The sequence below is a fragment of the Kitasatospora sp. NPDC018058 genome (assembly GCF_044327205.1).
GTDB lineage: Bacteria > Actinomycetota > Actinomycetes > Streptomycetales > Streptomycetaceae > Kitasatospora.
Map to the genome: position 1 here is coordinate 237,085 of NZ_JBIRFA010000010.1, position 22,689 is coordinate 259,773.

The window sequence follows — 22,689 nt, forward strand, 5'->3', positions numbered from 1 at the left end:
CTCAGCAGCAACTGGGTGGAGGATCCGGACCAAGTCGACATCTATCGGGCGGCGTTCGACGAAATCATGGCAACCGCCTTGTCCCTCGACGAGTCGCGCAACCTCATCACACAGAAGAGAGACACGCTCAAGTGACCCACTTCCATGTCGCCTCCGCACTTCCCGTGCAGTGGAAGAAGGCAACTGCCAGCAACCCGAACGACAACTGCGTCGAAGTAGCCGATGGCGTTACCGGTCTTGTCCCGGTCCGCGACAGCAAGGACCCCCACGGCCCGGCCCTCAGCTTCACCCCCGAGGCCTGGCACTCCTTCATCGCCGGCATCCGCTCCGACGACTTCCCGACCAACCGCTGACGCACTCTCCACCGGGCGGCCCCGCCTGCCACGCGGGGGCGCCCGGCCTGACGGCTCCCCACCTCGCCGTCTCGGAGGATTCTCAGTCGAGACAGAACTCGTTGCCCTCGATGTCCTGCATCGCGATGCACGACTCATTGACGCCATCGGCATGCAGCACCTGCACGCATACCGCGCCGAGCGCGACCAGTCGCTCGCACTCGGTCTGAAGCGTGGCCAGGCGCTCTTCACCCACGAGCCCGGTGCCGACCCGCACGTCCAGGTGCACCCGATTCTTGACGACCTTGCCCTCGGGAACACGCTGGAAGTACATCCGCGGGCCCACACCCGAAGGATCCATGCAGACGAACGCCGCACCCTGACGCTCAGGCGGCAGCGAGCGATTGAAATCGTCCCAGGTGGCAAAACCCTTCGGTGCCGGCGGTACGACGTACCCCAACACCTCGCACCAGAAGCGGGCGACGCGCTCAGGGTCCGCGCAGTCGAAGGTGACTTGGAACTGCTTGATCGATGCCATCCGGCCACCCTAGCAGCGGGGCCCTGTTGCCCATCTCCCGCTAGGGATCCGCATGTTGACGCGAGGACGGCCCTTGCCGGTACGGACGCATCGAAGCTCCGGTTGAACGGGGTGACCTTCCCAGGTCTCCTCGCTGCACCGGAGCTTCGATGTACCGTCAGTCGGTCGCAGGTGGCGGGCGATCCGCGACGGCCTCCACGCTGACGCAGGTCACGAGTGCTCGTGCCCGCGTGACGCGGGCGGGATGCTCTGCTCGTACTGGAAGACGTTGTGGGGGTCGTACTTCGCCTTGATCTCACGCAGCCGGTCGAAGTTGTCTCCCCAGTAAGCGGTTTCCCAGTTCTGCATTCCGACGTTCGGCACGTTGACGTAGGCGCCGTTCACATAGGGCCGCATCGCCTGGCTGAACTCGGCAGTCCATGTCTGGGCCTGCGGGGTGAGCGGGTCGCAGACGCCTGGTTGTGTTCCACGAGTCCCCCAGCCGGCACCGATCTCGCCGTAGAAGAGCGCGTCGCGATGCGGGAACGCAGTGCCGCCGCGGGGGCTCCTCCTGACCGCCCCTCCGAATGCCTGGGTGAAGTAGTTGCTGTCATCCGTCGGGGCGTTCTGCATGAACGAACCGATCACGCTGATCGCTTCCTTCGGGAACGGCTCGCAAGCGAACTGCGAGAAGAACTTCCAGTTCGCGGGCTCGGCCGCAGTGGGGATCTGGAATCCCGTATATACGTCGCCCCAGTTGCCCACCTGCGTCGAGACCTTCGGGCTGCCGACCGACAGGATCGGGGCCAGCAGCTTCTTCGCCTCTTCCGGCGTTCCCTCGGCGAGAACCGCGAACAGCAGGATCTGGTTCCTGTGGATCTCGAGCTGGGTTCCGAGGCGGTCGTCGGTGGTCGGTCCCGTACTCTGCCACGCCTCGAAGACCCCTTGCAGGTCCCCGAGGCCGTCCCACGTCGCCTGCAGATAGGTGACGAACTTCAGCGGAGCCGTCTGGTAGGTGAGCGACGTGACGATCCCGAAGTTGCCGTTTCCCGCCCCGCGGAGCGCCCAGAGCAGGTCTTCGTTGTCACTCAAGGATGCCTTGACCACCCGGGCGCACTCGGCTCCCTCCGCAACGACGATCTCAGCCTCCACAAGGCTGTCGCAGGCCATGCCGAGATAGCGGGTGAGGAAGCCGAGGCCGCCGCCGAGCGTCGCACCGGACAGGCCTACGCTGCCCTCCGTTCCCGTCGTCACCGCGAGGTCCTGCTTCGCGAGCGTGGTCACGGCTTCCAACTGGTTGAGCCCGGCGCCGACCGTCGCGATACGAGAGGCGGTGTCGATGTTGACCGACTTCAACTCGCTGATGTCGATCACGATGCCGTTGTCCACGTTCGACCAGCCCTCAAGGGCGTGGCGGCCACTCCGCACCCGCAGTGCGACGTCGTTCTGCCGTGCCCATGTGAGGGCGTTGACCACGTCCTGGGTGTTCTGGGCGAAGACGATGACCAGTGGATAGTGAGAGAAGAGCTGGTCCCAGCCGAGCCTCGCATCCGTGAAGCCGGGGTCGCCGGGGCGGACGATGCGGCCGGTCAGCTGGGCCGGCGGGCACTTCCCACCCTCCGGCCCTTTGACCGCCGCGGTCCCCTTGGCCGCCGCGCTCGCTCCCGGGGCGCCTACGGCCGTAGTGCCCGGTACGACGACCGCGCCGACACCAGCGGCTGCCGTCGCCTTGAGCAGGCCGCGACGAGAAAAATCGCTCATGGTCCGTTTCCTCTCAACGGGATACGAGGCAAATCCAGTCCACTGGATGGCAGTTCAGTCCTTCGTGGACAATTCCCAGGGCCCGGAGATTAACAGGAATGCCCGCACAGTGTCGCCCGACACGCGCATTGGGAAATGATGGCGACATGATGAAAAAATGACATCCGCAGGCCAGCATGCGCATCGAAGTCGCCGAAGTCGCGACAGAATTACCACCGCGCCGATAATTATTTCGTCGGAATGAAAGGCCGTCACGGGCCGGGGTGTTTCAAAGTCTTCGTGATCACGCGAGTTCGCGGGTCGCGGCAGTTCGAGACGGTGTGGGAGCGAGCCGTCCCGCACGAGAAGTACACAGCCTGATCCCTCAGGTGTGCGTCCCGAGCACCGTCATCCGCCGGACCGGCGAGAGGGCGATCGGGATCCACACGCAGGCCAGGCAGGTGGCCGACGCTGCCAGGGCCCACCGGGTGCCGACGGTCGCGGCCAGGACACCGGCCGTTGCCGCGCCGAGGGCCGTGGCGCCGGTGAAGAGGACGCGCATGGTGCCGTTGACGCGGGCGAGCAGCCCGGCGGGGGTGACCTGCTGGCGGAAGGTCATCATCAGGACGGAGTCGAAGCCGACCTTGAGCAGGACCAGGGCCCAGCCGACGGCCGCGACCGGGCCAGGGACAGGTCGGCCGAGCAGGGGGATGGCGACGACCAGGGGCGCGACCAGGACCCCGACGAGCAGGGCGGCGCGGCCCGCGCCGAGCCGGTCGGCGAGCCTGACGGCGAACAGCGCGCCGAGCAGACCGCCGACGCCTCCGGCGCCGAGGAACGAGCCCAGTTCCCCTTCGCTCCAACCGAGTTCGGTGAGCGCGAGCACCGGGAGCAGCGTCATCACCCCGGCGGTGCCGATGTTGACCATGGAGCCGGCGATGGTCACGGTGCGCAGCACGGGCTGGCGGGCGACGAAGGCGACGCCCTCGGCGATCTCGTGCAGGAGGTGGCGCCGCACGACCCCACCGGCCGGGTGCTCGCGCACCCCGAGCGTGGACAGCCAGGCTGCGGACCACAGGTATCCCGCAGCCATCACCAGCAGCACCGTGGGCGCGCTGAGCATCCCGGCCGCCCACCCGGCCAGCGCCGGCGCTCCGATGAGCGCGGTCTGGGTGATGGTGGCCAGCCGGGCGTTGGTGCGGGCGAGCAGGGAGCCCGGGGCCAGGTCCTTGACGAGGCTCTGGGTGGCCAGGTCGAAGAACACCGTCGCCACGCCCTGCACCACCACGACGACCAGCAGGTGGACCATGCTCGAGCACCCCGACCAGGCCGCGACCGGCACGGTGACCAACGCGGCCGCCCGCACCAGGTCCGCGCCGATCATGACCGGACGGCGCCGCACCCGGTCCAGCCAGGCGCCGACCGGCAGCCCGAGGAGTACGAAGGGCAGGGTCAGCGCCGTCCTCAGCAGGGCCGTCCCCGATGCCCCCGTGTGCAGCACGGTGACCGCCGTCAGCGGAACGGCCACCTGGCCGACCTGGGCGCCCCACAACGCGACTCCGGACGCCGTGAGGTAGCGGGTGCGGTCCTGTGGAGTGACAACGGGCGGTGCCGCCGTGATGGTCTGCGTCTGCGTCTGCGTCATGGCAGGAAGCCTCGGGCAGTTCGAGAGTCGCCTCAACGGATTCACGCTAGGGTGAATCCTCGTGCCGTTCACGCTCACCCTCTCCCTGGGCACAGCCGACCTGAGCCAGTTGCGCTGGGCCGTCTCCCCGGCCTGGGAGCTACTGGCCTCCGTCAGGACGCTGACCCGGCCGGCGAGCCGCGCGATCCACATGCCGTGGCTGTCCGAGCACCGCCACGACCCGCTGCTCACCGCACCCCGGGCGGCGGCGGCACGCGACCTCACCGCCGGCCCGCAGGGCCACCTCCCCGGGTTCCTCGCGCCCACCCCGCTGTCGCCCTTGACCACCCTCGACGACGAGCTCGACGAGGTGCGCCGCACCCCCGCCGAGGTCATCCGCCGCGACCTGGCCGAGGTGTTCGGCACGAACCGACCGGGCAGCCTGACACCCCTGGCGCGCGCACCCCGACGCGAGTTGGACCGGATCATCACCGACCTGCACGGGTACTGGCGGCGCACCCTGGCGCCGGCCTGGCCGAGGGTCCGGGCCCTGCTCGAATCCGACATCCACTACCGCGCCCGTTCCCTCACCGAGCGCGGACCGGCGGCGATGTTCGCCGACATCCACCCCGACCTGGCCTTCGACCCGGCCACCGGCACGCTGCGAATCGCCAACCGGCGATCGGACCCGGCCGATCCGCACCGCTCACTGGACGGTCGCGGCCTCGTCCTGGTGCCGTCGGCGTTCGCGTGGCCGAAGCTCTACGTCAAGACCGCGGCGCCCTGGGTGCCCGTGATCCGCTACCCCGTCCGCGGCATCGGGACCCTGTGGGAGTCCCGCGCCGACGCCGCCGACTTGGGCGCGGCGCTCGGCGTCACCCGGGCTCTGCTGCTCGGCCTCCTGGAGATCCCGGCCGGCACCGTGGAGCTCGCCAACCGGACCGGGCTGGCCCCCGGCGGGGTGTCCACCCAACTGCACAAGCTCGCCAGGGCCGGTCTGGTCGCACCCCACCGGACCGGCCGGGTCGTGCTCTACGCCCGAACGGCCAGGGGCCAGGCCCTGTACGACTGAGCCGGGGGCGGTCCGCCGACCGCCCCCGGCTCAGCACACGAACCCGGCTCGCCTACGGCATCGGGGTCTTCCAGATCCCGCGTCCGTGCGTGGCGACGTACACCGATGTCCCGTCCGGGCTGGGCGTCAGGTAGACCGCCGCCGACGTCGGCAGGTTGCCGGCTGCCGTCGGGTCGGCCGTCCCCAGCCGCTTCCAGTGGCCGAGGCCGTCCGCCTTCACGTCGTCGGTGAACACGCCGAGGTCGGTGGCCACCATCAGCGTCCCGTCCGGGGCGAACAGCACCCGGTTGGCCGAGGCGTCCACCAGCTGGTCGGCGGCGCCGTCTGCGCCGCTGACGTCCTGCCAGGTCGCGCCACCGTCCGAAGTCCGCCACAGGTGGCCGTAGCCGGCGCCCGGGCCGACGTTCCAGTGCCGGGAGAAGCCGGACAGCGCCGCGTACACGGTCTTGCCGCTCGCGTCCGACGGGTCGATGGCGATGTCCTGGATGTAGCGCACCGGGAAGTCCGCCGGCAGCGTCAACTGGTGCCAGTTTCCGCCGTAGTTGGTCATGATGCCCCGGGCGAAGGCGCCCCCCGGGTTGCAGGCGCCGCACCAGGCCGCCCACACCACATGGTTCCCGGACGGGTCCAGCTGCGACTTGACGGCCGTGACCGAGTGCCCGGCGCCGCTGTCGGCCAGCTTCTGCCAGTCGGAGCCCGAAGTGCTCTGCCAGGTCTTGGTGTTGGCGTAGATGTACTCGCCACCGGCCACCCAGTAGCCGGGGTCCTTGGCGTCCGCCCCGAACGGTGCGATGAACCGCGCGTTGGGGTCGTTCGGACTGATCGAGGTGATGGCCGACGGCGTACCGTCGTCGTTCGCCGTGTAGCCGCAGTTGTCGGTCACCGACATCGCCAGGTTGGTGTACTCGCCCACCGTCTGGCAGCCGTTGGCCGGGTTGACCAGCTGGTCACCGCCGTCACCGCCGAACGGCTGGCCCATCTCCCCGACCGCGTTGAGCTGTTCGGTCACGGGAGCACTCGAACCCGGGTAGGTGTACGAGTACGTGGCGCCCTTGGGCACCGAGATCGACACCCCGTTGTCCTGCAGCCCGCCCCACACGGCCTCGCCCCCACCCGGCAGCGCGCCCGCGCCCACCGAGTAGTACTGCAGCGTGCGCAGCGTGCCGCTCGCGTTGAGGTTGCGCCAGCCGGGCGCGGTCTGGGTGGTCGGCCGGGCGTACACGCCTCCGTCGTTGCCCGCGTACACCTCGGGGGCCTTCCCCGCCCAGGCGGAGAAGGCGAGTGCGTGCTGGTCGGAGTGCATCACGTTGCCGTCGCAGCTGTTCTGCGCGGCGACGTAGCTGAAGCAGTTGAGCCCCAGGTTCCAGTAGCGGCCGACCGTACTCCACGACGATCCGCCGTTGCGGGTCTCGTACAGCTCCTCCAGCCCCAGGTACAGGTGGTCGGGGTCGGTCGGGTCGACGGCCAGGGACTGGTCGTACCAGGACTGCACACCGGGCTGGTACCCCGGCCCCATCACCGACAGCTTCATCGCCGAACCGCTGTTGGCCAGCTTGCTGCTGTCGGCGATCTGGGTGAACGGGCCGTTGATGTCGCCGCTGTTGCTGACGTACACGCCGCCGAGCACGGTCTGCGGCGCCTTGGCCCCGGGGTTCTTGTTGTACAGCGTCGGCGACTCGACCACCACGTACAGCTTGCTGCCGTCGGCGGAGTACGCGAAGGTCGTGTTGCCGATGTCGCCCGGGTTGATCCCGCCCTGCGGGTTGGCGGTGTGCCAGGTGGTGCCGGCGTCGTCGGAGTAGTAGAAGCCGTTGTACGTCGCGCCGCCGCGCCAGGCGAGGTTGGCGACCAGTCTCTTGCCGCCCGAACCCGGCTGCACCACCAGGTCGTTGGCGATGTCCGCGTAGTAACTGCTGGTACCACAGGCGACGTTGGAGCCAACGCCCGCGCACGGGGCGAGCACCTTCTGCCAGGCGTCGCCCTGGGCGGCGCCGAGCGCGCGCCGGTAGACGCCGTGCGAGGTGGCGGCGAAGGCGTAGCCGGCCTCGGTGTCGAAGCGCAGCGCGTGGATGGAGCTGTTGTCGAGTTCGCCGCCGCCGAGCGCGTCGGACTGGCTGAAGCTCGCCCGGCTGGGGTCGGCGAGCCGGTAGACGCCGGTACCGAGGTAGTTGTCGAAGGCGGTGGTGGCCTCGCCGGTGCCGAGCCACAGGGCGCCGTCGGGGGCGACGGCGAGCGAGCCGACCGAGAGCGAGGGCAGGTGGTCGGCGATCGGGGTCCAGGTGGCGCCGTCGTCGGTGGAGCGGAACACGCCGCCGCCGGCGCCGCCCGCGTACACCACGCCGGGGTGGTTCGGGTCGGCGGCCAGGGCGGCGATCCGGCCGGTGTTGTAGCCGCCGCCGGCGCCGCCGTTGGAGACGTTGTGGTCCCGGTAGTGCAGCGCGTCGCCGTTGTACGGCTGGGTGGTGACCTCGGTGTAGCCGGCCTGCCGTACCGGCATGCCGAGCACGTGCTGCCAGGCGGCCCGGTAGGCGCCGGCGGTGACGGTGCCGCCCGGGGAGACCCGGGGGTCGTTGAAGGACTGCATGGAGTCCATCAGTTCGCCGGAGTCCTCTCCGGCCTGGCGGTGGTTCGGGCTGGTGCCGGTGCTGCTGGAGCCGGACGTGGTGGCGACGGTGTCGCCCCACGCGGCGGTGGTGCCCGCCGTCACGATCAGCGCGGCGGATATCAGCGCGGCGCGGGTTCTACCGCGGCGCGCTCTGCGGGGGGGAGCCCATGAAGTCTCCGGTCCGTCGGGGGGACCGCCCCCACCGATCGTGGAGGGCGGGAACTGGAGGTGGAGCGGGCGGCACCCTACACCTGGGTGATCTCCGTCAACAGCCTTGGAGTCTCATGGTTTTGGCCCGAATTTCCGCCCGTTTCAAGTCGGCGATTCAGTGAATGGAGAAACGGCGGAGAAAAGCCTCCGCCCTTTGGCTCCGCCGTGACGCCGGGCGCCCCCAGCAGCCTCCCAGCCGGCGCCCAGCGGCCTCCCAGCCTCTCACCGCCCTCTCATCTCCCGGCCCTAGCCTCCGCGCATGAACGTCTCCCTGCTCGACGGCTGGTTCCCCTGGACGGTCCAGGCCGCAGCCCTCGCCCTGTTCCTGACCGCGGTGGGCTGGCGGGACCGGACCTGGCAGCGCAAGTGGGGCCCGATCGCGCTCGGCACGGCGTTGGCGGTCACCGCGGTCGTCGCCGTCGGCGTGCTCACCCTGGCCGGGATCACCGATCCGATCCCGTTCGGGGTGTGGCTGTGGAGCGGGGTGGCGATCGCGGCGTTCAGCGTGCTGGGCTTCGGCTGGCGCAGCGCGAAGTGGTGGCGGCGGGCGCTGGTGGCTCCGACCGCCCTCCTCGCGCTGTTCTGCGCCGCGAACAGCGTGAACATCGCCACCGGCTACTACCCGACGATCAACGACGCGGTCGGCGAGCTCAGCGGCGAGCCGCTGCCGGACCAGATCACCCTGGCCCAACTCGCCTCGATCCACGGCAAGACCAAGACCGGCCGCATCGTCCAGGTCGACATACCGGACACCGCGAGCGGCTTCACCCACCGCCAGGAGCTGGTCTACCTGCCGCCGGCCTGGTTCCGCAGCCAGAACCGGCCCAAGCTCCCGGTGCTGGAGATGATCGGCGGCGAGTTCGCGGCGCCCGACAACTGGATCCGCTCCGGCAACGCGGTGAAGACCGCCGACGAGTTCGCCGCCAAGCACAACGGCTTCACGCCGATCCTGGTCTTCGTAGATGCCACCGGCGGCTTCCGGGTGGACACCGAGTGCGTGGACGGCCCGCACGGCAACGCCGAGAGCCACCTGCTCAAGGACGTCCCGCCGTTCGTCCAGAAGACCTTCAACGCCGCCACCGACCCCCACAAGTGGGGCGTGGCCGGCTGGTCCATGGGCGGCACCTGTGCCTTCGACCTGGTCGTCGAGCACCCCAACGTCTTCACCCACTTCGGCGACTTCTCCGGCGACAAGGGCCCGTACATCGGCGACAAGGACCACACCATTCAGGAGCTCTACGGCGGCGACGCGGCGGCCTGGGCGGCCCACGACCCGCTGACCGTGCTCGCCGGCCACCACCCCAAGTACCAGGGTGTCTCCGGCTACTTCGGCCAGGGCGACGAGGAGCACGGCCAGATCGAGTCCGCCAAGGCCCTGGACGCGGCCGCCAAGAAGGACGGCATCCGCACCACCAGCGCCGTCGGATCCGGCAAGCACTCCTGGCAGACCGGCTCCGCCACCTTCACCCAGGCCCTGCCCTGGCTCGCCGCCCAGCTCGGCGTCCCGGGCACCCACCCGTAACGGCGCCCCGCCCGTACCGGCCCGACGACCGCGACAGCCGCCGCATCCGTAACAGCGCGGTCCGGATTCCGTCCGGATTCCGTACAGGCCGTATGCGATCCGCGAACCCTCCGCATCCCCTGCGGAACGAACCGTGGGTGGGATCACACCCGCCCGCCTCCGGGGGAAAGCCTTGGTGTCGGCCGGCCTCACGGACCCGTCGGCCGACGCTCCGGACGGACACGATCCATCGCCAAACCGCGCGCCCGGCACGGAGATCCACCGTGCCGGGCGGTGCCCGTCCGCGGGCTGGCGAACCTCACAGCCCCCTCCCACCACCCATCGCTTCCGCCGCGCCCGCACACATGTTCACCACCAGCCCGCTGCAACTGCCGCACTCCCCCGATCCCCCGGAGAAATCCCGCTTTGCTCCCGGCGCCCCGGTGGCATAAGTTTCGTCCGCCGTCGACGCAGCACCCGCTCTGACCAACCCTCAGACCTGCGGTGAGCTGCGGAGCCAGGGGGCCGGACGGCAGCGCGAAACGGGGGAGGAACAGCCATGCCGAGTGCCCGCAGCCACGGGTCGACCGGTCGGCGAGGACGGACGGGCGAAGCGCCTCCGACCCAGGCCCCGACCAACGACACCGGACACCTGAGGAATCGTCAGTTGCGCAGCACTCGACTGGTCACCTCCGCCACCGCCGCCCTGCTCTGCGTGGGCGTCCTGAGCGCCTGCGGCCCGGACAACGGCGGTGAGGGCGGCGGCAAGACCGCCACCCCCGCGCCGACCGGCGCCGCGCCCACCGCGGCACCCACCGGGGGCAGCACCGGGGGGAGCACCGCCAAGCCCACCGGCGGCACCGACAAGGGCATCCCGGCCAAGGCCTGGATGGACACCAAGAGCATCCCGATGGACGAGACCTACCACTACGCCCCGCTGGCCGCCAACGCCAAGCCGGTCAGCGGACCGGTCGGCTTCAAGGGCATGGAACTGTGCCACTCCCCGCTCCCCAAGGGCGAGGAAGACTTCTTCACCGGCGGCACCGCCAAGGCCAAGGCCTCGGTCGGCTTCGGCGGCGACCGCTGGACGGCCCAGCAGACCCTCTTCTTCTGGGGCGACCCGACCCACAGCAGCGGCAACGGCCAGAGCGTCGGCGCCATCAGGCGCGATCTCGACGAGGCAGTCAAGGACTGCGCCAAGACCGCGCCGGGCGCCACCGTGAAGGTCACCAGTGCGAACGACGCGCCCTTCCTCGCCGCCACCGTAACGGTCCCGCAGCCCGACGGTTCCACCGTCACCCTGCACGAGTACGTGACCAACGCGGGCGGGACGATCAGCGAGCTGTCCGTCTGGGCCACCACGAAGGCCGGCGCCCAGCCCAAGGACGCCTGGAAGGCGCCCGAGGACAAGTACGTCGGCACCGGCATGACGGCCGCGCTCTGCGAGGCCCTGCCGGGCTGCGACTGACGTACCCCCATAGACGGCCGCCAGGCCCGTCCGGCACAGGGGACCGGACGGACCTGGCGGCTTTTCCTCTGCCCGCCGGGGTCAGAGCCCCAGGCGGCTGAGCGCCGTGGTCCAGTCGCTCGCGATCGCGCTGCGGGCGGCCGCCAGGGTCACTCTGTGGCCGCACACCGCGGTCTTGAGCTTGTTCTCGACCGAGTCCTTGCTCTGCGCGGGCTGGCTGCCGTAGCGCGGCTCGGGCCACAGGTTGCGCGGGTCGCGCGGCGCACCGCCGAGCTCCAGCGGGACGAAGTGGTCCTCCTCGTAGTCCGCCGGCTTGGTGTCCGAGTAGCCGTACTGCGCGATCTGCTGCGTCTTCAGCGCGTTGGTGTAGCTGACCGGCGGGCGCACGGTGGCGGTCCAGCCGGAGACGCAGATGGTCGAGCCGATCGTCGCCTGGGTGACCGCCGGGTTGTACGTACCCGGCGTGCAGGACGGGTCGGGCAGCGGCAGGTGTGCCCGCGAACAACTCGCGGCGAGCGTGCCGGACTTGACCGGCTTGTGCGTCGCGGCCTGCGCGGTACCGGTGGCGAGCCCGGCGGCGGTGAGGGCGGCCGCGACGGCGACGACGACGGTGAGACGTTGACGGAGCATCATGGGGGTTGCTCTCCTGGGCCGGCCCGGCCGATCGCCGGGCGACTGTGCCCATGACAGCACCGCCCGCGCGACCACCGTCAGACCCGGGACGTGAACGAGTGGTGACCACCCCTCCACATCCGTCCGCGGATCAGTCGACCAGCAGTCGCGCCAGCAGCGCCGCCGGCCCCTCCGGCAGGCTGCCGTGCACCAGCTCGGTGCGGTGCACCAGCCGGGGCGCGGCAATCCGTGTGAAGGCGATGCCGGGCGCCTGCGCCACCACCGACTCGGGCAGCAGGGTGAGCCCGTGCCCGGTGGCGACCAGGGCGAGCAGTCCGTGCAGGTCGGTGCCCCGGTAGCGGGTGGCGGGCCGGAAGCCGTCGGTCCCGGCCGCCGCGCGCAGCCGGGCCGCGGTCGGGGTGAGGTCGGGGGCGTCCAGCCAGCGGGCGGCGGACAGGTCGGCGAGCGCGGCGCCGGTCCGGCCGGCCAGCGGATGCCCGACGGGCAGCGCGACCGCGACCGGCTGCTCGTCCACCGCGACGGTGGTCAGCGGGCCGACCTCGGGCAGCGGCAGCGGGTCGCTGGGCGCGGCGAGGCCGTCGATCAGCGCGAGGTCGACCTCGCCGGTGGCGACCTGGGCCGGCAGCACGTCCTGGGCGAGCACCCGGACGACCAGCTCGACCCTCGGGTACGCCCGGCGCACCTCGCCGAGCGCGCGCCCCAGTCCCGCCCCGACCGCCAGCGGGGTGGCGCCGAGCACGAGCCGGGCACTGGGGGCGCCGGCCAGGCGTGCGACATCGGCGCGCGCCGCCTCCAGCCGGACCAGCAACGGAGCCGCGTGCTCCAGAAGCCGCCGCCCGGCCTCGGTCGGGCCGACCGGGCGGCGGACCAGCAGCGCGGTGCCGAGGTCGGCCTCCAGCGCGGCGATCTGCTGGGAGACGGCGGACTGGGTGTAGCCGAGTTCCCGGGCCGCCTCGGAGAAGGAGGCGAGGCGGGCGACGGTCACAAAGGTGCGCAGCTGCTGGGGATCCACGGCGGTCATCAACCGATCTGATCGAGAGGTAAGAAATCATCGTTGGCACTGATCTCGGGTTCGGGGTCAGGATAGCCGCATGACCTACCTGACCCCGCGGGTCGCCCTGGTCGGCGACCGCTCCCCCGCCGTCCGCTCGCACACCCGCATCCCCGGCCTGCTCGACGCCCTCGCCGAACACGACCAGCTCGTCCTGGACGCCTACTGGATCCCCACCGAGGACGCCGGAGCGCCCGGCGCGCTCGACGGCTTCGACGCCGTCTGGCTACTGCCCGGCAGCCCGTACCGCAACGAGGCCGGCGCCCTGGCCGCGGTCCGCACCGCCCGCGAGCGCGGCATCCCCTTCCTCGGCACCTGCGGCGGGTTCCAGCACGCGGTGCTGGAGTACGCCCGCGACGTCTGCGGCATCACCGACGCCGTCCACGGCGAGGAGCACCCCGACCTCGACCAGCAGGTGATCGTCCCGCTCAGCTGCTCCCTGGTCGGCCACGAGGGCACCGTCGAGATCACCCCCGGCACCCTGGCCGAGCGCGCCCTGGGCGCCACCCGCACCCAGGAGCGCTACCACTGCGCCTACGGCCTCAACGCCGACTACCTGGACCGCCTGCGCGCCCACGGACTGCGCTTCAGCGGCGCGGACGAGTCCGGCCAGGTCCGGGTGCTGGAACTGCCGGAGCACCCGTTCTTCCTGGCCTCGCTGTTCCAGCCCGAGCTGTCCGGCGACGGCACCCGGGCCCACCCGATGATCCGCGCCCTGGCCGCGGCCGCCGTCGCCCACGCGGCGCGCACCGAGGAGGCGTCCGCGAGCGCCGGGCAGGCGCTCGCCTGAGCGACGGTCACACCGGCAGCGAGCGCAGCCGCACCGGCCCCTCCGGCCAGCCGGCGCCCTCGGCCAGCGGGCGCCACATGGTGCGCAGCGGCATCACCGCGAGCCGCCCCTCCGGCTGTTCGACGGTCACCTCCTCCGCCACCTCGCGGAAGCCGAGCCCCCGGTAGAACGCGGTCAGCGGAGGGCGGCAGAACAACAGCGCGTACCGGAAGCCGAGCGTGCGCCCGTGGTCGAGGGCAGCCCCGACCACGGCCTGCGCGAGGCCGCCGCCGCGCCGGTCGGGGGCGACGCAGACGCCGCCGACCCCGATCGCCTCCAGGTCGACGCCGCCGACGGTCAGCGGGACCGGCAGCAGCCCGGTGTGGGCGACGAGCCGGCCGCCGGCGGCCCGGATGCCGAAGTGGATCTCCTTGGGCAGGTAGGTCAGCCCGGTGTAGGCGACTCCGTACGGGTCCTCGCCGGGGCCGAGGATCTCCTCCTGCTCGGCGCGGGAGTACTGCTCCAGCCGGACCACGGTCGGCGGTTCGGAAGAAAAACGATCATCCATCACTCCATGCCCCTTCCCCCGTAAACCCTGTTCCAGTCCCTTCCCCGCCGCCCGTTCGGTCACATGATCGACCCGGCCTCCGCTCCGGAATCCGTCACCGACCGACCGCCCGATCCGACGATCATCCCGCGCCGCCCCGGGTGTGGAAGCATTCCCCTCATGCGCCAGCCCACCGAACAGCCGGCCGTCGACCTCACCGCACCGCTGCCCGGCCCACCGCTGCGCCTGCCCCGCCCGGTCCGGACCTTCGCACCGACCGCCGTGGTGCTGCTGGTCCTCGTCCCGCTCGCCGCCCACGACCCGGACTTCGGCCCGACCACCTCGCCGCACGTCAACGCGGGCCTGATGGCCTTCGGCGCCCTCGCCCTCGCCTTCCGCCGCCACTATCCGGCGGCCACCACCGCGGCTACCCTGCTGAGCGGCCAACTCCCGCTCGCCGTCGCCCTGTACGGGCTGACCGCGCGGCGCGGCGCCAAGCCGCTGCTGTACGTCCTGGCCGCGCTCGCCGAGCTGCGGCTGCTGGTCCCCTTCGACCTCGGAGACGTCACCACCCCCGACGCACTGGCCAATCTGGTCGAGGACCCGCTGGTCTTCGGCGCCGTCCCACTCGCCCTCGGGCTCACCACCCACCAGCGCGCCCGCACGGTGAGCATGCTCGCCGAGCGGAACCGGCTGCTGGTGGAGGCCCGCGAGCACGCCGAGGAGCGCGCCGCGGCCGCCGAACGCGCCCGGCTGGCCCGGGAGATGCACGACGTGGTGTCCAACCGGGTGTCGCTGATCACCCTGCACGCCGGCGCCGGGCAGATCGCGCAGGCCGACGACCCGGCCGCCGTCCGGGAGACCCTCGGCCTGATCCGTACCCTCGGGCTGCAGGCGCTCACCGAACTGCGCGGCCTGCTCGGGGTGTTGACCCCGACCTCCGAGCAGGTTCCCTCGCTGCGCGGCCTGCCCACCCTGGTCGAGGAGTCCCGGCAGGCCGGGCTGGCGGTGGGCCTGACGCTCACCGGCCCGGACGAGGGACTGTCCCCGCCCGGGCCGGCGGTGCAGTACGCGGCCTACCGGATCGTCCAGGAGGCGCTGACCAACGCCCACAAGCACGCCCCGGCCGCCGAGGTGACCGTCACGGTCGAGGTCACCCCGGACGGGCTGCGCCTCGCGGTGGTCAACTCCCCCGTCGGGACGGCCGGTGCGCTGCCTTGCCTGCCCTCCGGCGGGCACGGCCTGGTCGGGATGCGCACCCGCGCCGACGACCTCGGCGGCACCCTGCACGCCGGGCCGACGCCCGAGGGCGGCTTCGCCGTCCGGGCCCGACTGCCGTTCAGCACGGCCTGAGCCTCGCCGTCCGGGCCCGACTGCCGTTCAGCACGACCTGAGCCTCGACGTCCGAGCCCCAGCACCGCCGGAGCCCCCGGCACCGCCGGAGACTACGCGGCGGCGCGCTTCACCAATTCCGCCCACACCTCGTCGACCCGCGCCGACAGCGCCTCCAGCGGCCCGCCGTTGTCGATCACCAGGTCCGCGATCGCCAGCCGGTCCTCCCGGGTGGCCTGCGCGGCCATCCGGGCCCGGGCCTCCTCCTCGGCCATCCCGCGCAGCCACACCAGCCGGTCCAGCCGCACCTGGTCGGCGGCGTCCACCACCACGACCAGGTCGAACAGCGGCGCCAGCCCGTTCTCGGTCAGCAGCGGCACGTCGTGCACCACCACCGCGTCCGGCGCGGCCGCCGCCTCCAGCTCGGCGGAGCGGGCCCGCACCAGCGGGTGGACGATCGCGTTCAGCGCCTGGAGCCGGTCCGGGTCGGCGAACACGATCGCCCCGAGGGCCGGGCGGTCCAGGGCGCCGTCCTCCCGCAGTACCTGCGGGCCGAACTCGGCGACCACGGCCGCCAGACCGTCCGTCCCGGGGGCGACCACCTCGCGGGCGATCAGGTCGGAGTCCACGATCACCGCGCCGCGCGCGGCGAACAGCCGGGACACCTCGCTCTTGCCCGCGCCGATGCCACCCGTCAGTCCGATCTTCAGCATGGCGTCAGGCTACCGGTGGGCGTTCACGCCCGTCAGACCAGACCCGTCAGCCCGGGCCCGCCAGACCAGGCCCGTCCGCTGGACCCTTGTCCGCCGGGGCCGCCGGCCGGAACCGGTCAGCCCAGCTCCAGGCTCTCGCCCTCGCCGAGCACGGTCAGCCCCGCACCGGTGCCCGGCCCGTCCGGCCCGAGCAGCCGGGTGGCCACCATGTGCCCGATCGGGCTGAGCGTCGCCTCGTGGACCGGCACCGCCACCCGCGGGCCCGCCTCCCGGACGTAGTCGACCACCTCACCGGCCTTGCTCCACGGCGCCGCGAGCGGCAGCAGCAGGGTGTCCACGGCGTGCGGCGGCACGGTGAAGGCGTCGCCGGGGTGGAAGAGCCGGCCGTCGAAGAGGAAGCCGATGTTCTTCGCCCGCGGCATGTCCGGGTGGATCACCGCGTGCCACTCGCCGTGCACCGAGACGCCGAGTCCGGCGATGTCGAAGGCGTCGCCCTCGCCGACCACCGTGACCCGCTGCCCGACACCCTCCAGCTGGGCGGCCACGTCGCCGTTGGTCCACACCCGCAGTGCCGGGTCGGCCTCCAGCGCGGCGCGCAGCCGGGACTCCTCGAAGTGGTCCATGTGCTCGTGGGTGATCAGGACGGCGTCCGCCCCGGCCAGTGCGGCGGGGTCGGTGAACGCCCCCGGGTCGACGACGACGGTGGTGGTGTCGTGCTCGATGCGTACGCAGGCGTGGCCGAACTTCGTGATTCGCATAGCCGAAACCATACAGCATGACTGTACAGTTTTGCTGCAGAGATTCCGGATAAACTGCTTCCATGCCCAGCAAAACCCCGCACCCGGACACCCTGGAACTCGCCGCCGATCTGCGCACCGCCCTCGGCAGCCTGGTCCGCTCCCTGCGCGACAGCGACGAGCTGCCGCCGAACCAGGCCGCCGTCCTCGGCCTGCTGGTCCGCGACGAGCGTTCCTACACCGTCGCCGAACTCGCCGACCTCCGACGCGTCCGCCACCAGTCGATGGCCCGCACCGTCGCCCTGATGGCCGAGGCCGGGCTGGTCGCCCAGCAGCCCCACCCCACCGACGGCCGCAAGCAGCTGATCACCGCCACCGAGGCCGGCCACACCGCGCTGCTCGACCAGCGGGCCCGCCGCGAGCACCACATCGCGACCGCCATCGAGTCCCGCCTCAGCACCGGGGAGCGGGACCAGCTGCGCGCCGCCGTCGGCCTGCTGAGCCGCCTGTCCTGAACCCGGGCGCGGCGGCTAGGACCCAAGAGACAGGCCCTAGGCCTTGACCAGACCCTTGGCCGCCGGCTCCCCGGCCGACTCCTCGACGTCCGTCACCACCCGCTGCGCCGGGGTCGCCGGCTGCTCCAGCGAGGGCAGATCGACGTGCTCGCTCAGCCCGAAGCGCCTGTGCAACCGCTTCAGCGGGGCGGGCGCCCACCAGTTGAACTCGCCGAACAGGGTCATCGCGGCGGGCACCAGCAGGCAGCGCACCAGGGTGGCGTCGACCGCGACGGCGACCGCCAGCGCGATACCCATCTGCTTGACCATGAGCATGTCCCCGGCCGCGAAGCCCGCGAAGACGATCACCATCAGCAGCGCCGCCGAGGTGATGATCCGACCGCTGCGCTGGACACCCAACTCCACCGCACGCGTACAGCTGTGCCCGCGCTGGTGCAGCTCCTTGATCCGGGCGAGCAGGAACACCTCGTAGTCCATCGACAGCCCGAAGGCGAAGGCGAAGACCAGCACCGGCAGGAAGGTCTCCAACCCGCCGGTCGGACTGAAGCCGAGCAGCCCGCTGAACCACCCGTCCTGGAACACCAGGGTCAGCGCGCCGAGCGAGGCGCCCAGCGACAGCAGGTTCATCAGCAGCGCCTTGACCGGCATCACCACCGAGCCGGTCATCAGGAACAGCAGCACCAGCGTCCCGACCGCGACCAGGCCCAGTGCCCACGGCCCGCGCGACATCAGCTCGTCCTTGAAGTCCACCACCGTGGCCGCGCCGCCGGTCACATAGGTCTTCAGCCCGCCCCGGTCGGCCCGGAGCTCGTCCACCACCTGCTGGGCGGCGTCGCCCTGCGGGTCCCCGTGGACCAGCACGTCCACCGTGGACACCTTGTCGCTGACCGGGGTCACCGCCCGGACACCGCTCACCCCGGGGAGCTTGGCGACCACCTCGCCCGCGTACGCCTGGGCCACCGGCGCGCCGCCCTCGACCACCACGGTGATCGGCGCGGCCGCGATCTGCGGGAAGCGGTGGTCAATGGTCTCGGCGACCTGCCGCCCGGCCGAGGAGCCGGGCAGCACGGCGGCGCCGGAGCTGCGCATCTCGGCGTGGAGGAACGGGGCCCCGGCCGCCATCAGCAGCGCCACGCAGGCGAGGGCGACCAGCACGGCCCGCTTGCGGACCCGGCGGACGGTCCGGCTGAAGAAGCCCTCGTCCGACACGGGCGCGGCGGGCGCCTTGATCCGGGAGCCGGCGAAGCCGAGCAGCGCGGGGACCAGGGTCAGCGCGGCGGCGACCGCGATCACCACCACGCTCACCCCGGCCGCGGCGACCGCGCCCAGCACCGGGCTGGCGAAGACGAACAGGCCGGACAGCGCGACGGCGACGGTCAGGCCGGAGAAGGCGACGGTGCGTCCGGCGGTCGCGGCGGTGCGCTCGACGGCGGCGGCGATGCCCGCGCCGTGGCCGCGCTCCTCGCGGAAGCGGTTCACCATCAGCAGCGCGTAGTCGATCGAGAGCCCGAGCCCCAGCACGGTGGCGATCGGCAGCACGCTGGTGTCGATGTCCATGATCTGGCTGAACCCGAACATGGCCAACAGCGCCCCGCCGATCGAGGCGATGGCGCCGATCACCGGCAGCGAGGCGGCGGCCAGGCCGCCGAAGACCAGCACCATGACGATCAGGGTGAGCGGCAGGGTCACCATCTCGCCGAAGCGGGTGTCCTTCTCCGTCTGCTTCTTGACCTCCTGCTGGAGCACCAGGTCCCCGCCGACGGTCACATGCGCCCCACCCTCGCCGTTCAGCGCGGCCAGCCGGTGGGTGACGGCGTCGGTCTGCGCGGAGGTGGAGGTGTCGGCCATCCGTACGGTGACCAGGCTCGCCGTCCCGTCGGCGGCGCGCAGCGCGGCCGGGGCCGAGCCGGAGCCGTAGGCGTCCTGGGCGGAGGAGACTCCGGGCAGGGCGGCGATCTCGGCGGTGGCCTTCTCGACGGCGGCGCGCACGGCCGGGTCGTCGACCGGCCTGCCGTCCACCACTGCGGTCACGGCGCCCTTGACCGGATCGGCCGCGGCGACCACGGCGCCGCCCCGGTCGGCCTCGGCGGTGGCGGAGGAGGCGCCGGCCACCGATCCCTCGAAGACCCGACCCCCGATCAGGACCCCGACGACCAGGACGACGGCCCAGAAGCCGAGGACCCAGCGGCGGTGGCGGAAACAGAACCGGCCGATCGCGGCGAGCCGGCCGCCGACCACTGCGGTGGGGGCGACGGAGGAGGGGTTGCGCATAAAGGAGCCTTTCGGGCAGCTCCACTCAATGTAGGCGCATCCTGAACTCCGGCCTATAGCAGGGCAATGAGCCCCATCTCACATTTTCCTTCACATAAAACACACATAAGTCAAAGCGGAAAACGAAGAGGAGGGGAACAGCGGACGCAGAGGGGGCGGGGCGAGGTGGAAGAACGGCGGGCGGGGCGGAAAAGGAACGGACCCCACCCGGAAGGATCCGGGTGGGGTCCGTTGCCTAGCTGTCAGCTAGCGGGGGCGAGCCTCAGCTCTGGCCACCGGCCAGCTTCTCGCGCAGGGCGGCCAGGGCCTCGTCGGAGGCCAGGGCGCCCGAGCCCTCGTCGCTGCTGGACGAGTAGGAGCCACCGGCGGCAGCGGCGACGGCGTCGCCACCCTCGGCAGCGGCCTCGGCGTCGGCCTCGCGGCTCTTGATGACCTGGGCCTGGTGCTGCTCGAAGCGGGCCTGCGCCTCGGCGTACTGGCGCTCCCACTCCTCACGCTGCTTCTCGAAGCCGGGCAGCCAGTCGTTCGCCTCGGGGTCGAAGCCCTCCGGGTAGATGTAGTTGCCCTGGTCGTCGTACGAGGCGGCCATGCCGTACAGGGTCGGGTCGAACTCGACCTCGGCCGGGTTGGCACCCAGGGCCTCGTTGGCCTGCTTCAGCGACAGGCTGATGCGACGACGCTCGAGGTCGATGTCGATGACCTTGACGAAGATCTCGTCGCCGACCTGGACGACCTGCTCCGGGATCTCGACGTGGCGCTCGGCCAGCTCGGAGATGTGGACCAGACCCTCGATGCCCTCGTCCACGCGGACGAACGCACCGAACGGAACCAGCTTGGTGACCTTACCCGGAACGACCTGGCCGATCTGGTGGGTACGGGCGAACTGCTGCCACGGGTCCTCCTGGGTCGCCTTCAGCGACAGGGAGACGCGCTCGCGGTCCATGTCAACGTCGAGAACCTCGACGGTGACCTCCTGGCCGACCTCGACGACCTCGGACGGGTGGTCGATGTGCTTCCAGGACAGCTCGGAGACGTGCACCAGGCCGTCGACGCCACCCAGGTCCACGAAGGCACCGAAGTTGACGATCGAGGAGACGACGCCGGAGCGCACCTGGCCCTTCTGCAGGGTGGTGAGGAAGGTCTGGCGGACCTCGCTCTGGGTCTGCTCCAGCCAGGCACGGCGGGACAGGACCACGTTGTTGCGGTTCTTGTCCAGCTCGATGATCTTGGCCTCGAGCTCCTTGCCCACGTAGGGCTGGAGGTCGCGGACGCGACGCATCTCGACGAGCGAGGCCGGGAGGAAGCCACGGAGGCCGATGTCGAGGATGAGACCACCCTTGACGACCTCGATGACGGTACCGGTGACGATGCCGTCCTCTTCCTTGATCTTCTCGATCGTGCCCCAGGCACGCTCGTACTGAGCGCGCTTCTTGGACAGGATGAGACGACCCTCCTTGTCCTCCTTCTGGAGAACCAGGGCCTCGATGTTGTCGCCCACGGCGACGACCTCGTGCGGGTCGACGTCGTGCTTGATCGAGAGCTCGCGGGACGGGATGACGCCCTCGGTCTTGTAACCGATGTCGAGGAGGACCTCGTCACGGTCGACCTTCACGATGACGCCCTCGACGATGTCGCCATCGTTGAAGTACTTGATGGTCTCGTCGATGGCGGCGAGGAAGGCCTCCGCGTCGCCGATGTCGTTGACCGCGACCTGCGGGGTGGTGCTGAGGGAGGAGTCGGTGGGGCTCGTCATTAGGAAAAGGGCTCCGGTACGGACATGAAAGTCGTAGGTAATGCCACGCGGAGGGCCCGTATCGCTCCCACCGAAAGCCGGACAGCCAAGAACACGGCGCACCGGGAGATCTCGTCCAACGAGAACCGGCGTCCGTCTTGCGACCGTGGGGTCTTCGACAGATGCGAGCGCGACCTGCTCCGTCCGAGGCGCGCAGGCCCGCAGCGCAACTTGTAGCATACGGGGACGGCCAGGCACGGTCAACGCCAAGAGAGGCAAGACGGTGGAGCCCGGTACGGATCAGGCCATATCCTCCGGTTGCGCGCCTCGCGGCGGCACTCGAAGGGACCCTTCCCCGGATGCCACCGCCAGGATCCGGACCCCTCTCGGGGGCCGGTTCGCGGCAGCGGCGCTTCCGCATTCCATACCCTACGCGATGGGCATTGTCACCGTGGCCACCACCCCCCAGTCGAACCTGCACGATCTTGACACCTCCCCCACGGGGGTCGAGGAGGAGGACGGCGACGACGCGGTGCGGCGCGAGGCCGGCGTCGGGGAGAGCAGCCGGGCCAGCCGGCACTGGTGGGACCGCAACGCCGACGAGTACCAGGACGAGCACGGCGAGTTCCTCGGCGACGACCGCTTCACCTGGTGCCCCGAGGGCCTGGACGAGGCCGACGCCCACCTGCTCGGCGAGGTCGAGGGCAAGGACGTGCTGGAGATCGGCGCCGGCGCCGCCCAGTGCTCCCGCTGGCTGGCCGCCCGGGGCGCCCGCCCCGTCGCGCTGGACATCTCCTACCGCCAGCTCCAGCACTCCCGCCGGATCGACCTCGGCCGGGGCGTCGAGCCCGTCGCGGTGGTCCAGGCCGACGCCGCCGTACTGCCCTTCGCCGACGCCTCCTTCGACCTCGCCTGCTCCGCCTACGGCGCCGTCCCGTTCAGCGCCGACACCGCCGAGCTGATGCGCGAGGTGCGCCGGGTGTTGCGGCCCGGCGGGCGCTGGGTGTTCTCGGTGACCCACCCGATCCGCTGGGCCTTCCCCGACGAGCCCGGCGTCGAGGGCCTCACTGCGATGTCCTCCTACTTCGACCGCACCCCGTACGTCGAGCAGGACGAGCAGGGCCGCGCCACCTACGTCGAGCACCACCGCACCCTGGGCGACCGGGTGCGCGAACTCGTCGGCGCCGGCTTCCGCTTGATCGACCTGGTCGAGCCGGAGTGGCCGGCCGGGCTGGAACAGGAGTGGGGCGGCTGGTCCCCGCTGCGCGGGCGGCTGATCCCGGGCACGGCGATCTTCGTCTCCGAGCGGAGCTGACCTCC

General features: G+C 71.5%; 19 protein-coding genes. 8 read left to right on the forward strand and 11 right to left on the reverse strand.

Annotated features, from left to right (window positions below):
- Positions 1-131 precede the first annotated feature (131 nt).
- Positions 132-353: a DUF397 domain-containing protein gene (locus ACH4E7_RS17040; protein WP_396249845.1), complete on the forward strand. Its 222-nt coding sequence runs from the start codon at positions 132-134 to the stop codon at positions 351-353.
- 82 nt (positions 354-435) lie between these two features.
- Here ACH4E7_RS17040 and ACH4E7_RS17045 read toward each other — a convergent pair whose 3' ends face one another.
- From ACH4E7_RS17045 to ACH4E7_RS17055, 3 genes are all read right to left on the reverse strand, one after another.
- Positions 436-870 (reverse strand): VOC family protein, encoded by a 435-nt coding sequence (locus tag ACH4E7_RS17045; RefSeq protein ID WP_396249846.1) that lies wholly within the window; start codon positions 868-870, stop codon positions 436-438.
- A 210-nt stretch (positions 871-1,080) separates the two neighbouring features.
- Positions 1,081-2,610, reverse strand: coding sequence for an FAD-binding oxidoreductase (locus ACH4E7_RS17050; protein WP_396249847.1), 1,530 nt, complete (start codon positions 2,608-2,610; stop codon positions 1,081-1,083).
- A gap of 364 nt (positions 2,611-2,974) precedes the next feature.
- A complete protein-coding gene (locus tag ACH4E7_RS17055) occupies positions 2,975-4,234 on the reverse strand; it encodes an MFS transporter (RefSeq protein ID WP_396249848.1) in 1,260 nt (419 codons plus the stop codon).
- Between the two features lie 61 nt (positions 4,235-4,295).
- Between ACH4E7_RS17055 and ACH4E7_RS17060 the strand changes: the two genes are divergently transcribed.
- Positions 4,296-5,285, forward strand: a complete 990-nt coding sequence (locus tag ACH4E7_RS17060) for a DUF5937 family protein (RefSeq protein WP_396249849.1) — start codon at positions 4,296-4,298, stop codon at positions 5,283-5,285.
- A 52-nt stretch (positions 5,286-5,337) separates the two neighbouring features.
- Here ACH4E7_RS17060 and ACH4E7_RS17065 read toward each other — a convergent pair whose 3' ends face one another.
- Positions 5,338-7,992, reverse strand: a complete 2,655-nt coding sequence (locus ACH4E7_RS17065; protein ID WP_396249850.1) for a WD40/YVTN/BNR-like repeat-containing protein — start codon at positions 7,990-7,992, stop codon at positions 5,338-5,340.
- A gap of 367 nt (positions 7,993-8,359) precedes the next feature.
- On the opposite strand from ACH4E7_RS17065, the gene ACH4E7_RS17070 reads away from it, so the two are divergent.
- Positions 8,360-9,622, forward strand: a complete 1,263-nt coding sequence (locus tag ACH4E7_RS17070; protein WP_396249851.1) for an alpha/beta hydrolase — start codon at positions 8,360-8,362, stop codon at positions 9,620-9,622.
- A gap of 646 nt (positions 9,623-10,268) precedes the next feature.
- Complete coding sequence (locus tag ACH4E7_RS17075; protein WP_396249852.1) at positions 10,269-11,069, forward strand: hypothetical protein; 801 nt, start codon at positions 10,269-10,271, stop codon at positions 11,067-11,069.
- A gap of 81 nt (positions 11,070-11,150) precedes the next feature.
- On the opposite strand, the gene ACH4E7_RS17080 is transcribed toward ACH4E7_RS17075, so the two are convergent.
- Both ACH4E7_RS17080 and ACH4E7_RS17085 read right to left on the reverse strand, forming a co-directional pair.
- Positions 11,151-11,702: a hypothetical protein gene (locus ACH4E7_RS17080; protein WP_396249853.1), complete on the reverse strand. Its 552-nt coding sequence runs from the start codon at positions 11,700-11,702 to the stop codon at positions 11,151-11,153.
- A gap of 130 nt (positions 11,703-11,832) precedes the next feature.
- Positions 11,833-12,723, reverse strand: a complete 891-nt coding sequence (locus tag ACH4E7_RS17085) for a LysR family transcriptional regulator (protein WP_396249854.1) — start codon at positions 12,721-12,723, stop codon at positions 11,833-11,835.
- Between the two features lie 70 nt (positions 12,724-12,793).
- Between ACH4E7_RS17085 and ACH4E7_RS17090 the strand changes: the two genes are divergently transcribed.
- A complete protein-coding gene (locus ACH4E7_RS17090; RefSeq protein ID WP_396249855.1) occupies positions 12,794-13,543 on the forward strand; it encodes a hypothetical protein in 750 nt (249 codons plus the stop codon).
- A gap of 7 nt (positions 13,544-13,550) precedes the next feature.
- On the opposite strand, the gene ACH4E7_RS17095 is transcribed toward ACH4E7_RS17090, so the two are convergent.
- Positions 13,551-14,090 carry a GNAT family N-acetyltransferase gene (locus tag ACH4E7_RS17095; protein WP_396249856.1) on the reverse strand — a complete coding sequence of 180 codons (540 nt, stop codon included), beginning with the start codon at positions 14,088-14,090 and terminating at the stop codon, positions 13,551-13,553.
- A 159-nt stretch (positions 14,091-14,249) separates the two neighbouring features.
- Here ACH4E7_RS17095 and ACH4E7_RS17100 point away from each other — a divergent pair, with 159 nt between their 5' ends.
- On the forward strand, positions 14,250-15,422 hold the full coding sequence (locus ACH4E7_RS17100) for a sensor histidine kinase (protein ID WP_396249857.1): 1,173 nt from the start codon (positions 14,250-14,252) through the stop codon (positions 15,420-15,422).
- 92 nt (positions 15,423-15,514) lie between these two features.
- Here ACH4E7_RS17100 and coaE read toward each other — a convergent pair whose 3' ends face one another.
- Entirely contained in the window at positions 15,515-16,114 is a 600-nt protein-coding gene (coaE, locus tag ACH4E7_RS17105) for a dephospho-CoA kinase (RefSeq protein WP_396249858.1), read from the reverse strand.
- A gap of 116 nt (positions 16,115-16,230) precedes the next feature.
- On the reverse strand, positions 16,231-16,872 hold the full coding sequence (locus ACH4E7_RS17110) for an MBL fold metallo-hydrolase (RefSeq protein ID WP_396249859.1): 642 nt from the start codon (positions 16,870-16,872) through the stop codon (positions 16,231-16,233).
- 62 nt (positions 16,873-16,934) lie between these two features.
- On the opposite strand from ACH4E7_RS17110, the gene ACH4E7_RS17115 reads away from it, so the two are divergent.
- Positions 16,935-17,366, forward strand: a complete 432-nt coding sequence (locus ACH4E7_RS17115; protein ID WP_396249860.1) for a MarR family winged helix-turn-helix transcriptional regulator — start codon at positions 16,935-16,937, stop codon at positions 17,364-17,366.
- A 36-nt stretch (positions 17,367-17,402) separates the two neighbouring features.
- On the opposite strand, the gene ACH4E7_RS17120 is transcribed toward ACH4E7_RS17115, so the two are convergent.
- Positions 17,403-19,637 (reverse strand): MMPL family transporter, encoded by a 2,235-nt coding sequence (locus ACH4E7_RS17120; protein ID WP_396249861.1) that lies wholly within the window; start codon positions 19,635-19,637, stop codon positions 17,403-17,405.
- A gap of 262 nt (positions 19,638-19,899) precedes the next feature.
- Positions 19,900-21,390: a 30S ribosomal protein S1 gene (gene rpsA, locus ACH4E7_RS17125; RefSeq protein WP_218202410.1), complete on the reverse strand. Its 1,491-nt coding sequence runs from the start codon at positions 21,388-21,390 to the stop codon at positions 19,900-19,902.
- 415 nt (positions 21,391-21,805) lie between these two features.
- Here rpsA and ACH4E7_RS17130 point away from each other — a divergent pair, with 415 nt between their 5' ends.
- The gene (locus tag ACH4E7_RS17130; protein ID WP_396249862.1) at positions 21,806-22,684 is read left to right on the forward strand and encodes a class I SAM-dependent methyltransferase; all 879 of its coding nucleotides are present in this window, start codon (positions 21,806-21,808) and stop codon (positions 22,682-22,684) included.
- Positions 22,685-22,689 lie beyond the last annotated feature (5 nt).